General features: G+C 68.2%; 11 protein-coding genes. 5 read left to right on the forward strand and 6 right to left on the reverse strand.

Going from position 1 to position 12710, the window contains the following annotated elements; translation table 11 throughout:
* Position 1 precedes the first annotated feature (1 nt).
* Entirely contained in the window at positions 2–778 is a 777-nt protein-coding gene (locus tag AC5QAB_RS18880) for a DeoR/GlpR family DNA-binding transcription regulator (RefSeq protein WP_032958522.1), read from the reverse strand.
* Positions 779–940: 162 nt separating this feature from the next.
* On the opposite strand from AC5QAB_RS18880, the gene smqnr reads away from it, so the two are divergent.
* Complete coding sequence (gene smqnr, locus AC5QAB_RS18885; protein ID WP_478440142.1) at positions 941–1588, forward strand: SmQnr family pentapeptide repeat protein; 648 nt, start codon at positions 941–943, stop codon at positions 1586–1588.
* A gap of 3 nt (positions 1589–1591) precedes the next feature.
* On the opposite strand, the gene AC5QAB_RS18890 is transcribed toward smqnr, so the two are convergent.
* On the reverse strand, positions 1592–2266 hold the full coding sequence (locus tag AC5QAB_RS18890; RefSeq protein WP_164109383.1) for a class I SAM-dependent methyltransferase: 675 nt from the start codon (positions 2264–2266) through the stop codon (positions 1592–1594).
* A gap of 98 nt (positions 2267–2364) precedes the next feature.
* Positions 2365–3744: an aminotransferase-like domain-containing protein gene (locus tag AC5QAB_RS18895; RefSeq protein WP_495233562.1), complete on the reverse strand. Its 1380-nt coding sequence runs from the start codon at positions 3742–3744 to the stop codon at positions 2365–2367.
* A gap of 133 nt (positions 3745–3877) precedes the next feature.
* On the opposite strand from AC5QAB_RS18895, the gene AC5QAB_RS18900 reads away from it, so the two are divergent.
* Positions 3878–4741 (forward strand): DMT family transporter, encoded by an 864-nt coding sequence (locus AC5QAB_RS18900; RefSeq protein ID WP_197561205.1) that lies wholly within the window; start codon positions 3878–3880, stop codon positions 4739–4741.
* A gap of 49 nt (positions 4742–4790) precedes the next feature.
* On the opposite strand, the gene AC5QAB_RS18905 is transcribed toward AC5QAB_RS18900, so the two are convergent.
* A complete protein-coding gene (locus AC5QAB_RS18905; protein ID WP_495233563.1) occupies positions 4791–5714 on the reverse strand; it encodes a LysR family transcriptional regulator in 924 nt (307 codons plus the stop codon).
* Positions 5715–5820: 106 nt separating this feature from the next.
* On the opposite strand from AC5QAB_RS18905, the gene AC5QAB_RS18910 reads away from it, so the two are divergent.
* Positions 5821–7338 carry an MFS transporter gene (locus AC5QAB_RS18910; RefSeq protein ID WP_495233564.1) on the forward strand — a complete coding sequence of 506 codons (1518 nt, stop codon included), beginning with the start codon at positions 5821–5823 and terminating at the stop codon, positions 7336–7338.
* A gap of 278 nt (positions 7339–7616) precedes the next feature.
* On the opposite strand, the gene AC5QAB_RS18915 is transcribed toward AC5QAB_RS18910, so the two are convergent.
* A complete protein-coding gene (locus tag AC5QAB_RS18915) occupies positions 7617–8021 on the reverse strand; it encodes a GFA family protein (protein ID WP_014646209.1) in 405 nt (134 codons plus the stop codon).
* Between the two features lie 171 nt (positions 8022–8192).
* On the opposite strand from AC5QAB_RS18915, the gene AC5QAB_RS18920 reads away from it, so the two are divergent.
* On the forward strand, positions 8193–9167 hold the full coding sequence (locus AC5QAB_RS18920) for an Lnb N-terminal periplasmic domain-containing protein (protein ID WP_014646210.1): 975 nt from the start codon (positions 8193–8195) through the stop codon (positions 9165–9167).
* Positions 9167–11188 (forward strand): esterase/lipase family protein, encoded by a 2022-nt coding sequence (locus tag AC5QAB_RS18925; RefSeq protein WP_046429242.1) that lies wholly within the window; start codon positions 9167–9169, stop codon positions 11186–11188. Before AC5QAB_RS18920 ends, AC5QAB_RS18925 begins: the two co-directional genes overlap by 1 nt.
* Before the next feature lie 87 nt (positions 11189–11275).
* Here the strand turns inward: AC5QAB_RS18925 and AC5QAB_RS18930 are convergent, their stop codons facing one another.
* Positions 11276–12697 (reverse strand): MFS transporter, encoded by a 1422-nt coding sequence (locus AC5QAB_RS18930; protein WP_197561206.1) that lies wholly within the window; start codon positions 12695–12697, stop codon positions 11276–11278.
* Positions 12698–12710: the final 13 nt, after the last annotated feature.

The raw sequence follows: 12710 nt of genomic DNA on the forward strand, positions 1-12710 counted from the left end.
GTCAGGGGGGAGTGGGGTGTACCGCGATGCCTGCGGCGCGGAAGCGTGCCGCCAATGCGGGCGGTGCGGTGGTGGTCAGCACCAGGTCGTCGATCTCGTCGAGGCTGGCAATCTGCCAGTTGCCGCGTGCACCCAGCTTTTCAGTCGTGGCGGCGACGATGACACGGCTGCTGCAGGCCACCATCGCGCGCTTCAGCGTGGCTTCTTCCGCATCCATTGCCCACACGCCGGTGTCGCCGTCCACCGCGCAGGGGCCGGGCAGGTACACATCGGCGCGCAGGCGCTGCACCTGGGCCAGTGCTTCGGCGCCGACCGCGCCGCCACCGCTGGCCAGGCGCCCGCCGATCAGCTGCACCGAGGTGCCTTCAAGCAGGCTGGCGGCCGTGGCGATCTGTGGCGCGTTGGTGATCACCGTCAAGCCGAGGGCGGCCGGCAACTGCTGGGCGATCACCAGGTTGGTTGAACCGGCGTCGAGCAGTATGACCTGGCCGGGTTGCAGCAACGCGCAGACGCGGGCGGCCAGCTCGGCCTTGTCGCCGCGGTCGCGGGTCAGCCGCTCGCGCAGCGGGCGTTCCTTGGGCGGTGGCAGCACGGCGCCACCGTAGACGCGCTGGCACAGGCCCTGCGCGGCCAGCTCGCGCAGGTCGCGGCGGATCGAATCTTCGGACACGGCATAGCGGCGCGCCAGCTCGGCGGCAACCACGCGGCCCTGCTGGCGCAGTTCCTCCAGAATCTGCCGGGTGCGCTGGGCGGGGAGGGGGCTGGGATCGGAGCTCATGCTGCAAGTCTGCACGTTCGTGCATTAACGTGCAACAACGTGCATGCTGCGTTTGGGCGGGGCACAGGGCGGCTGGACTGCCGGTGAATCCGCCCGCGCCCACGTCTATGGATCGCCCTCGCGGCCCGGCATGATGGCGGGGCACCTGGCATGGAATCCCTGATGTCCCCCACCGTTCACCGCAAGCTGCGCATCGGCGCGGACCAGTACACCGGCCACAAAGTGGTCGAGCAGCAGTTCCATGAGTGCGATTTTTCCGGTGCCGACCTGACCGCCACCGAGTTCATCAACTGCAGCTTCTACGATGCCGACAGCCGCAGCGGCTGCCGCTTCAATGGCGCCACATTGAAGGAGGCCAGCTTCCGCAGCTGCGACATCAGCATGTGCCACTTCAACTTCATCAAGGCGCTGGGCCTGGAGATCAGCGAGTGCCGCGCGCAGGGTGCGGATTTCAGCAACGCCAGCTTCATGAACCAGATCACCACGCGCAGCTGGTTCTGCAGCGCCTTCATCAAGAAGTCGAACCTGCGCTATGCCAATTTCTCGCGGGTCACGCTGGAGAAATGCGAACTGTGGGAGAACCGCTGGGACGGTGCAAACGTCAGCGGCGCCAGCTTTGCCGGCTCGGACCTGTCCGGTGGCCAGTTCGAGGGAATCGACTGGAACAGCGCCAACTTCACCGACTGCGACCTGACCAATTCCGATCTGGGCGAGCTGGACCTGCGCAGCACCAACCTGCGTGGCGCCACGCTGGATGTCCAGCAGGTGGCGCTGTTGATGCAGCGCATCGGCATCACGGTGGTGCCGTAGGCATCAGCCGGCGTACGCCACCCAGCCCTTGAAGCTGAAGCCCGCATAGAACAGCTCCACATCGTCGAAGCCGGCCTCCTGCAGCAGGGCGACCTCCTGTTCGGGGGCCAGCAGCGGCAGCCGCTCGGCAATGGCGTCGATCGCGCGCTGTGCATCGGCGTGGGCAACGCCGGAGGCTTCGGCGAACGCGGCGTAGCGCTGCAACCAGCGCAGCTTGCCGGCCGGATCCTGCGGCACGCTGTGGTGGGCCACCACCAGCGGCGCGCCGGGCTGCAGGCGCCTGTGCAGCTCCCGCAGCGTGTGCAGGCGCTGCGCGCCGTCGAGGAAGTGCAGGGTCAGCAGGCAGCTGGCACCATCGAAGCGCACGTCGGGGGCATCGTCGATGTAGCCTTCCAGCAACTGCACGCGCGACATCAGCTGGCCCAGTGTCTGTTCGGCCAGGGCCAGCATCGGTGCAGCCGGGTCCACGCCCAGCAGCTGCCAGCCCGGCTGCGCCTCGGCAAATGCCTTCAGCTCCAGCCCGCCACCGGCGCCCAGCACCAGCACGCGGCCCTGCGCAGGAACGTGTTCGGCCAGCAGCAGGCGACTCATCTGCTGCAACGCGAGGAAGCCCGGCACCTGGCGCAGCGGGCCCTCGGCATAGCGGGCAACGGCCTGCGGATCGGAGAACGAAGACATGCGTGCATTCCTGCAACAGGGACATACCACTGTACCGTGGCATGCAAGTGCCTTTGCCGCGGGTCGCTCCTGCCTGCGCTGACCGGCTTGCATCCAGCTCAGCGCAACGCCCGCGCCAGCACCTGCCAGATCCTCGGGTCCTGGCACTGCGAGACGTTGAAGCGCAGATAGTCGGCCGCGCGCTGCGACTGGCTGAACGCGTTGCCCGGCGCCAGCACGATGCCCTCGCGCAGGCATTGCCGCGCCAGTGCGGCGGCGTCGCGGCCGTCGGGCAGCTGGCACCACAGGAACAGGCCGGCTTCCGGCTGCAGCCACGGCGTGATGCCCAGCGCCTGCAGTTTCCGCAGTGTGTGCCGGCGTGCATCGGCCAGGCGCGAACGTATCGACTGCATGTGGCGGCGGTAACCGCTATCGGTCAGCGCGATGTGCATCAACTGCGCGGCCAGATGGCCGCCGCCAAAGCTGGTCGCCAGCTTCAGGTCGGTCAGTGCTTCTATCCAGTCGTGGCGCGCAGCGATGTAGCCGCAGCGCGACGCTGCCGACAGCGTCTTGGAGAAACTGCCGACGTGGATCACCCGTGACAGTCCATCGAGCGCGGCCAGCCGCGGTGCCGGCTGCAGTTCGAAGTCGGCGAAGATGTCGTCCTCGACGATGATCAACTCGCTGCGTTCGGCCAGGCCCAGCAGGCGGTGCGCGGTGTTGGCCGAAAGCACCGCGCCGGTCGGGTTGTGCAGGCCGGAATTGGTGATGTACAGCCGCGGCGAATGCGCCTGCAGGGCTTGCGCGAACGCCTCCAGGTCCGGGCCGCTGTGCGTGTACGGCACGCCGATGGCCTGCACCTGGTGCGCCTTGAGCAGCGCGTGGTAATTGAAGTAGCTCGGGTCATCGACCAGCACGCAGTCGCCGGGCTTGAGCAGGAAACGGCAGAGCAGATCGACCGCGTGCGTACCGGATTCGGTCAGCAGGATCTGCTCCATCGGTGCATCGATGCCAAGCGTGGCGCTGCGCCTTTGCAGCAGCTGGCGCAACGCGGGCAGCCCGAGCGGACCGGCGTAGTCCACCAGTTGCATGGCATCGGCACGCGACAGCCGGCGCAGGCCGCGGCGCACGCCATCGTGATACAGCCAGTCACTGGGCATCCAGCCGCACCCTGGCTTGAGATCGCCCGCGGGCGTTTCCAGCGATTGCCGTGACACCCACAGCGGATCCACCGCGCGATCCAGCCGCGGCTCCATTTCGGCCAGCGCCAGCGGTGCGGCCGGGCCACTGACGTAGAAGCCCGAGCCTGCGCGCGCACTGATCAGGCCTTCGGCCGCCAGGCGCTCGTAGGCCTCGACCACGGTGGAGACTGAAACCCCCATGGTCGCCGCCTGCGCACGTACCGAAGGCAGGCGGGAGCCGGGGCCATCCACCCGTGCACTGATGCGGGTGCGGACGGTCTGGATGACCGATTCGACGCGGGTGAGCGGGCGCGGCATGGTGGAACCGTAGTGGAAGTGTGGGCAGTACAGTTACTTGCGGCTGTACTGGATTGTAGCTGGGGTCGTTCCGCGCCGGATGCTTCCATACAGGTGCAGCCGGGCATCGTCCGGCACCTTCAGGAGTACAGGCGTGGAACGGTCGGCGAGTGGTTGGATCAATGGCTTCATCGGTGTGGTGATCTTCGCCGGCTCATTGCCGGCCACCCGCCTGGCGGTGCTGCAGCTGGATGCCGGGTTCGTCACCGCCGCACGCGCCACCATCGCCGCGGTGCTCGGTCTGGGGCTGCTGCTTCTGCTGCGCCAGCCATGGCCGCGGCGCGGCGACCTGCCGGGGCTGGTGGTGGTCAGCCTCGGCGTTGTGGTCGGCTTCCCGCTGCTGACCGCGCTCGCGCTGCGTCACGCGTCGTCGGCGCACACCATCGTGTTCCTTGGCCTGCTGCCGTTGAGTACAGCGGTGTTCGGCGTGCTGCGCGGTGGCGATCGGCCGCGCCCGGCGTTCTGGCTGTTCTCGTTGCTGGGCAGTGCCTGCGTGGTCGGCTATGCCGCGCGCAACGGAATCGAAGCCTCGTTGCAGGCCGACCTGCTGATGCTGGCGGCGATCGTGGTGTGCGGGCTGGGCTACGCGGAAGGTGGTCGGCTCGCCCGTCATCTGGGCGGCTGGCAGGTGATCAGCTGGGCACTGCTGCTGGCGTTGCCGGTGATGCTGCCGTTGACGGTGCTGATGCGCCCGGCCTCGTTCACTGCGGTCGGTGCCTCGGCGTGGTGGGCACTGGGCTACGTGGCAGTGTTCAGCATGCTGATCGGCTTCTTGTTCTGGTACCGCGGGCTGGCCCAGGGCGGCATCGCTGCCGTCGGCCAGCTGCAGCTGCTGCAGCCGTTCTTCGGCCTGGCCCTGGCCGCGCTGCTGCTGCACGAATCGGTCAGCCTCAGCATGGTGCTGGTGACCGTGGTCGCGGTGATCTGCGTCGCCGGCGCGCGCCGCTTCAGCCGCTAGGAAAAAGGGGACGGAGGGGATTAAGTCGTTTCAGGCACAGCAGGACCAATTACGACTTAATCCCCTCCGTCCCCTTTTCCGGCGGGCTGCGGAAAAGGTGCGCAACGGCATAGTCGATGAACACCCGCAGGCGTGCACTGGGATGGCGCCCGCCGGGCCACAGCAGCGAGAACTGCCCCTGGTGCGTGGGCAGTGTGGGCAGCACCTGTTGCAGGCGGCCATCGGCCAGCGCGTCAGCGGCGAGGAAGTCAGGCATCCAGGCCAGGCCCATGCATCCGATCGCAGCGGCCAGCACGGCCTCCATGTTGTTGCAGGTCATCGCCGTGGGAAGGCGCGCCCCGGCGTCGCCTTCGATGCCGGGCAGCTGCCACGGATGCAGCTTTCCGGTGGTGGGGTAACGGAAGCGCAGCGCGGTATGTATGCGCAGGTCGCCCACATCGCCGGGCGTTCCATGCATCTGCAGATAGCCCGGCGCCGCACAGAGGATGAAACGAAAACCCCCCAGCCGCCGTGCGGTCAGGCTGGAATCAGCCAGTTCGCCACTGCGTATCACCGCATCCAGGCCTTCGCTGACCACATCGACGATGCGGTCGTTGAAGTCCAGTTCCAGCTGCACCTGCGGATAGCGTTGCTGGAAGCCGGGCAGCACCGGCAGCAGGAAGCGGTAGCCGATGGTGGGCAGGCCGATGCGCAGCAGCCCGCTGGGGGCGTGCTGTCGCTGCGCCAGGTCCGCCTGTGCTTCGGAAAGCTCATCCAGCGCACGCCGGCAGCGTTGCAGCAGCAGTTCGCCTTCGTCGGTGAGATGCACGCGGCGGGTGGTGCGCTGGAACAGGCGCGTGCCGAGTTCCTGTTCAAGCCGGGCGATGCGCTTGCCGACGGCCGAGGCTGACAGGCCGAGTACGCGGGCGGCACCGACAATGCTGCCTGACTCCGCGGTGCGGACGAAGGCGAGCAGGGCGGAGATGGAGTCCATGCTTGGATGATTGCGGAACATCTGGCCGCAATCAACATCCACCGAGCCTGTTTTTCTGGAATAGCGGCCTGTCCATCATCAATGCCCCTGATGGATGGAGGCCCGCATGGCCCCGGATTCGATGCTCCCTGTACCTGTCCGCGCGCAGCAGCGCTGGGCGCTGCTTGCGGTCTGCCTGGCCGCGCTGGCGTTGCCGTTGTCCTTCTCTGCCGGTGCAGTCGCGGTGCCGGCGCTGGCCCGTTCCGCGGCGGCATCGCCCACCGCGCTGGCCTGGGTGACCAACGCCTTCATGCTCACCTTCGGCAGTCTGTTGCTCGCTGCGGGCGGCTTGGCCGATCGATATGGCCGTCGGCGGCTGTTCCTGCTGGGCACGGCGGGCTTCACCACCGCCACCGCCGCCGTCTGCCTTGCTCGCACGCTGCTATGGCTGGATCTGGCGCGCGGGTTGCAGGGCGTTGCCGCGGCGGCGGCGCTGGCATCCGGCACGGCGCTGCTGGCACAGGCCTGGCAGGGGCCGGCGCGTGCCCGTGTCTTCGCCCTGCTGGGCACCACGTTCGGCATGGGGCTGGCGCTGGGGCCCCTGCTCGCGGGCCTGCTGCTGCAGACCTTGGGATGGCGCAGCGTGTTCGCCGCGGGCGGTGTGCTCACGTTGGTGGCCTTCGGCCTGGGGGCACGCGCGTTGCCTGAAAGTCATGGCGAGCGCCGACCACTGGATATCGGCGGCATGCTGAGTTTCAGCCTGACGCTGGCGACGTTGACCCTGGCGCTGCTGTGGCTGGGCGAGTGCGGCCTGCATGCCGCGCGCGTGCGGCTGGCGCTGCTGGTGACGCTGCTGTTGGGCGGGGTGTTCGTCTTCATCGAACGGCGGCACCCCTCACCGTTGCTGGACCTCTCACTGTTCTCACAACCGGCGTTCCTCGGTGTCCAGCTGCTGCCGGTGGCGACCTGCTTCGGCTACGTGGTGCTGCTGGTCGTGTTACCTCTGCAACTGCTGGGCGTGCATGGCCAGAGCGCGACGCTGGTGGGACTGCAGATGCTGGCGCTGTCCGCGCCGATGCTGGTCCTGCCGATGCTGGCCGCGCGTTGGGCGGACCGCGTGGGAAGTGCGCGGTTGTGCACGCTGGGTCTGCTGGTGTGCGCCGCCGGCCTGTACCTGTTGTCGCGGCAGGCGTCGCACCCGTCGCCCGCGCAGTGGGTGCCGCTGCTGATGCTGGTCGGCGCAGGCACGGCTTTGCCGTGGGGGCTGATGGATGGACTGTCGGTGAGCGTGGTACCGGTGCAACGTGCCGGCATGGCCGCAGGCATATTCGGAACCGTGCGGGTGGCCGGCGAAGGCATCGCGTTGGCCGCAGTCACTGCCTTGCTTGCGCTGCTGATCGGCCATCAGCTGCAGGGCGCGTCGCCGGCATCGCTGGTGCGTGCCGGTGCCTATCTGGCCACGGGGGCGCGGGAACAGGCGCAGGCACTGCTACCGACGATGAGCCGCATGCAGCTGCAGCACGCCAGTAGTGAGGCGCTGGCGACACTGCTGCGTGTACTGGCGCTGCTGACCGCCGCCTGTGCCGCCGTGTTGCGCCTGTTGCTGCGGAAACGCACAGGTGCCTTGGTCGGGGACATGGTGTAGCAGGCTCATCGCCGCCTCCGCCGTCATCCCGCTGTCGTGTCCCGCTCACGCCGCCTATGCCCACCCGGGCCTAGTGTTGATCGTCCCCGTCCCCCACGGAGACCCGCCATGTGGCTGCTCGACCATCTCTGGCCCAGCCGTCGACCCCTTCCTCCCCCGGTCGAGGACGCGCCACAGGCACCGTCACGCCGGCCCTGGCTGAAACGCCCGGCGCGGGCCGGGCGCAGCGGCATGGCGCCCTGGCAGAAGGTGGCCACGCCACCGCGGCGCACGCGTCACTAGCCGGTGCGGTCTGATGGGTGGTTGACCCCGTCGCTGACCGGGATCACCCCAAGCGCGAACGGGTCGATGCCCTCCAGGCAGGCCACGTTGTAGCCGTACTGGTCGGGGTTGGAGCGGCGCCGGTGATGGGTGTAGATGCCGCACACCCCGCAGAAGTAGTGCTCGGCCACATGGGTGTTGAACTGGTACTTCTGCAGGTGATGCTGCCCGCGCACCACCTGCAGGCCCTGGCGGGGGACGCTGGCGGCGATGGCACCCCGGCGCCGGCACATCGAGCAGTCGCAGCGGCGCGGGTCGACGATGCCGTCCGGGAGGTCCAGCAACAGCTCGACCGTGCCGCAGTGGCAGGTGGCGCGGTGCTGGGGTTGGACCGGAACGCCGGCCACGGAAGTGATGCCCATCGTTGCTCCTGTGAGGTGAACCTGGCCGCATGGACCGCCGCAGACGGTGCGCCGCGGTCCCTGAACGGGCCGTAGATGCCACGGTGAACCCGCTTGTGGCTAACTATGCGGCTTCGGGACCGCGACAGGATGCCAGTGAGAGCCGCAGGACGTTGGATGACAGGAAGTGCCATGGCGCTGGCAGCGTTGTGGGTGACCGGGCTGCTGGCCTATCAGATGCCGGGGCCGGGCTGGCTGGCCAATGGCATTGCGGTGCTGTGGCTGCTGGTTGCGCTGTGGGCGTCGTGGCAGGTCGCGCGTGGCCGTGGCCATCGTCGCCTGGGCATGGCGTTCGGCGCGTCGCTGGCGCTGGCCGGCCTGTGGTGGCTGCTGCTCACCCCGCGCCAGGACCGCGTCTGGGCCGATGACGTGGCCCAGCGCCTGCACGTGGTGTCCTTCGACGGGCGCCACGTGGTGCTCGACAACGTGCGTGATTTCACCTGGCGCAGCGAGACCGACTACGACGCGCACTGGGTGCGCCGCGCGTACGACCTGGACCAACTCCGCTCGGCCGATCTGGTGCTGTCGTACTGGATGGGCCCGGCGATCGCCCACACCCTGATCTCGTTCGGTTTCGAGGATGGGCGCCACGTGGTGTTCTCGCTGGAGATCCGCAAGGAACGCGGCGAATCGTTCTCGGCGCTGGGCGGCTTCTTCCGCAAATTCGAGATGACCCTGGTGGCCGCGGAGGAGACCGACATCATCCGCACCCGCACCAACGCGCGTGGCGAGGATGTCTACCTGTACCGCCTGCACGGCATGGACCAGGCGCAACTGAAGCAACTGTTCGCCGCGTACATCGCGCAGGCGCGCGAACTGGATGCGAAGCCGGGCTTCTACAACACGCTCACCAGCAACTGCACCACCATCGTCTTCGATCTGGCCCGCCACATCGCGCCGCGCCTGCCGCTGGACTACCGCCTGCTGCTGTCCGGCTACCTGGCCGAATACGCACAGGAGGTCGGCGCGCTCACGCCGGGCGTGCCTTATGCCGAACTGCATGACAAGGGCCGCATCACCCAGCGTGCGCTGGACCTGGGCAGCGGCGACCACTTCTCCACCGTGATCCGCCAGGGCGTGCCCGGCACCGAGCAGGACCCGCAGTAATGACCCGACTCTTCCTGATCCGCTGGCAGCGCGTGCTGCCGGTGTTGTTCGCCGCCTTCCTGCTGCTGGGCAGCAGCGGCTGCGCGATGGTGACTGTCAAGCAGGTCAAGTCCAGCGATTCGCTGGTGAACAAGCGCGCCGATGTGCTCAACACCGGCAAGCTCAGCCCGGCCGCGCGCGAGACGCTCAGCGCGGCGGGCCTGGATGAGTCGCAGTGCGAGAAGGACTTCCTGGTCTGCCGCAGCACGTTGTTGATGACCGATGACCTCAATGTCGAGCAGCGGCTGTCGGCGCTGTCCGAACTGTGGGTGAAGGCCGCGCTGGCGCTGACGCCGAAGAAGACCGCCGCCGGCGATCCGCCGATGAGCGATGCGGCGCTGGATGCCTGGCTGGAAGCCGCGCGCTATGCCTATGCCTACCTGTTCTACAGCGGCCGCTCGCCGTCCGACCGCGCCTTCGAGGACCGGCAGACGCAGGTGCGCGACTACTACAACTACGCCGCCGAGAAGGCGGCGGTGGTGCTGTTCGTACGCGCGCGTGCAGCGGCACTGGCCGGCGAGGACTATACGAAGCCGATCTCGGTCGGCAGCTGGTCGCTGGCCTCCAACTACCAGCAGTTGAACCTGAAGAGCATTCCGGCGCAGTTGGTGCCGGCCGGCACGGTCAGCTTCGTCGGCCTGCGCAGCACCTATCGCCGCGATGGCTTCGGTGCCGAGCTGGTGATGGTGATGGACCCGCCCAAGCTGGTCGCGCCGGTGATCGCGGGCGATGGGCCGAAGGCGGAAACAGCGGCGGATGATGCTGACGACGAGCGCCGTGGCCGCCGCCATCGGCATGACGATTCGGTGCCGGAATTCAGCGAGATGTCCTCGATCAACGTCACCGCGCTGCTGCGTTTCGAAGGCAGCAGCCTGGAAGACGTGATGCGCACGCGCCGGGTCGAGCTGGACGCCTATTCGCCGGAGGCCACTGAACGCATCACCCTGCACGGCGAACAGGTGCCGCTGGCCGGCAATTTCACCGCTGCCTACGGCCTGTGGCTGGCGCAGAGTGGCTTCGCCCGGCAGTCACTGCGCACCCTGTTCGGCATGAGTGAGGGCATCGGCGAACCGCACATCTACCTGATGCAGCCGTGGGACCCGAACCGCCGCATCATCTTCATGCTGCACGGCCTGGCCAGCAGCCCGGAAGCCTGGGTGAACCTGGCCAACGAGATCATGGGCGACCCCGAGCTGCGCCAGCAGTTCCAGGTGTGGCAGGTCTACTACCCGACCAATGCACCGATCGCGCTGAACCGCTACGAGATCGCCAACGCGTTCAATGACACGCTCAAGCACTTCGACCCCAACGGCAGCACGCGCGCATCGAAGGACATGGTCTATATCGGCCACAGCATGGGCGGCGTGCTCGCGCGGCTGCTGGTGAGCGACTCGGGTGATGTGCTGTGGGATGACCTGCTGGCCAACTATGACCTGAAGGGTGAGCGGCTGAAGCGGGTGCAGGCCAAGCTGGGGCCACTGCTGCATTTCAAGGCGCAGCCGAACGTGGAACGCGCGATCTTCATCGCCGCGCCGCACCAGGGCACGGATATCGCCGGCAACAAGGTCGGGCGGCTGATCGGGCGCCTGGTACGCCTGCCGCTGACCATTCTCGGCAAGTTCGAGGACGTGTTCATGGCGCTGGCACAGGCCGAGCAGCAGGTCGACGGCACCGCCAAGCCGAAGATTCCCAACAGCATCGACAACCTCAAGGCCAGCGATCCGTTCGTGAAGGCCGCCGCACAGCTGCCGATCGAAGCGGGCCTGAAGTACCACTCGATCATCGCCCAGCGCAAGCCGGAGCTGCCGGTGGAGAAGTCCGATGACGGGCTGGTGCCGTACTGGAGCGCGCATCTGCCGGGCGCGCTGTCGGAGAAGGTGATCATTTCCGGCCACAGCGTGCAGGAGACCCCGCAGGCCGTGCTGGAAGTGCGCCGCATCCTGCATCGGGATATCGATGATGTGGGGGCCGGTACACGGTAATGCCGGCCTCTGGCCGTCGCCATCATGGGATTCCCGCGTGCGCGGAGGTTGCCGGCCAGCGGCCGGCACTACCGGAATCCGGCGGCGCTACACCCGCCGCGCGATCACTGCGGCCAGCACCGCCAGACCGAAGGTGATGGCCAGGCACAGCAGGTAGCCGGTGTGCGGCGCGCTTTCCACGAACATGGCGAACAACGCGCCGGACACCGCCAGCGCGGTGGTCACCGAAAACGCCTCGCTCAGCTGCAGCGCCGAGGTATTGGCACCCTGCTCATGCGGTGCTGACAGCGACAGGGTCAGCACCGACAGGCTGGCGTAGATCATGCCCATGCCGAAGCCGGTCACGGCCCAGCCGACCAGCGCGACCGGCAGCGGCATCGGGTTGAACAGCACCGACAGCGTTGCGGCGATGCCGACCGTCATCATCACCGTGCCAACGCGCAGCAGCTGCTGGCGTGACCAGCCACGCTGCTGGTGGCCCTGCAGCCATGAACCGGCGAACCAGCCCAGCGCACCGAGGCTGAGCACGGCGCCGGCCCAGCTGGGCGAAAGCCCGCGTTCGCGCTGCAGCAGCAGGGGCAGATAGGCCTCGCAGGCGAAGAACGCCGCTGCAGCGATGCCGCGCAACGCGATCACGCTGGGCAGGCCGCGGCGCAGGATCAGGGTTCCGGCCGGCAGCAGCCGATGCACGCAGAACAGCAGCGCCAGCATCGCCACGCCGATGCAGAGCAGGGCGGCCATGCCCTGTTGCTGGCCGCCGACGTAGAGCAGTAGTGCGGCCAGTGAGGCGCCAGAGGCCCAGCGCACCACGTTGCTGCGCTCGCCATCGTTGCAGACCGCAACAGGAGGTTGCATGCGCGCCAGTGCCGGGCGCAGCAGCAGTGCGGCCGGTATCGCCAGCAGTGGCACTGCCAGGAATACCCAGCGCCAGCCCAGGTGCTGCACCATCAGGCCACTCAACGCCGGGCCGACCATCGAGGGCACCACCCAGCCTGCGGAGAACGCCGCGAACACCTTCGGCCGCAGGTGTTCGGGGTAGCTGCGGCCGACCATCACGTACAGCGAGACCGAAATCGCGCCCGCGCCCAGGCCCTGCATCAGGCGCCCGGCCACCAGCATGCCCATGCGCGTCGCAAAGCCGGCCAGCAATAGGCCCAGCACGAAGCAGCCAAGGCCGTACCAGAGTGGCCGCGCGGGGCCGTGGCGATCGGCCCAGCGCCCGGCCAGGGTCATGCCGATCACACTGGTGGCTAGGGTGCCGCCAAAGGCCAGCGCGTACAGGCGCAGTCCATCGAGTGCTTCGGCCACGGTGGGCATCGCGGCCGCGACGGCCAGTGCTTCGAAGGCGTGCAGCGCGACCAGCGCGACCATGCCGATGGTCGTGGCGCGGTAGCGCGCGGACAGGATCGAGCTGTCAGCCGGCAGGTGGGTGTCGGCGGGAGAGAGGGTCGGGGTCATACGGGTCAGGTGCAGGCCGCGCTTGTCAACGGGCGGCGAAGATAGCAGCATGCCACCTCAACTG

Source organism: Stenotrophomonas sp. YJH_SMC_127 (assembly GCF_059372445.1).

Bases quoted from the DNA above. Each gene is read 5' to 3' on its own strand.
- AC5QAB_RS18880 (WP_032958522.1), bottom strand. From the start codon at position 778: ATGAGCTCCGATCCCAGCCCCCTCCCCGCCCAGCGCACCCGGCAGATT.
- smqnr (WP_478440142.1), top strand. From the start codon at position 941: ATGTCCCCCACCGTTCACCGCAAGCTGCGCATCGGCGCGGACCAGTAC.
- AC5QAB_RS18890 (WP_164109383.1), bottom strand. From the start codon at position 2,266: ATGTCTTCGTTCTCCGATCCGCAGGCCGTTGCCCGCTATGCCGAGGGC.
- AC5QAB_RS18895 (WP_495233562.1), bottom strand. From the start codon at position 3,744: ATGCCGCGCCCGCTCACCCGCGTCGAATCGGTCATCCAGACCGTCCGC.
- AC5QAB_RS18905 (WP_495233563.1), bottom strand. From the start codon at position 5,714: ATGGACTCCATCTCCGCCCTGCTCGCCTTCGTCCGCACCGCGGAGTCA.
- AC5QAB_RS18910 (WP_495233564.1), top strand. From the start codon at position 5,821: ATGGCCCCGGATTCGATGCTCCCTGTACCTGTCCGCGCGCAGCAGCGC.
- AC5QAB_RS18915 (WP_014646209.1), bottom strand. From the start codon at position 8,021: ATGGGCATCACTTCCGTGGCCGGCGTTCCGGTCCAACCCCAGCACCGC.
- AC5QAB_RS18920 (WP_014646210.1), top strand. From the start codon at position 8,193: ATGGCGCTGGCAGCGTTGTGGGTGACCGGGCTGCTGGCCTATCAGATG.
- AC5QAB_RS18925 (WP_046429242.1), top strand. From the start codon at position 9,167: ATGACCCGACTCTTCCTGATCCGCTGGCAGCGCGTGCTGCCGGTGTTG.
- AC5QAB_RS18930 (WP_197561206.1), bottom strand. From the start codon at position 12,697: ATGCTGCTATCTTCGCCGCCCGTTGACAAGCGCGGCCTGCACCTGACC.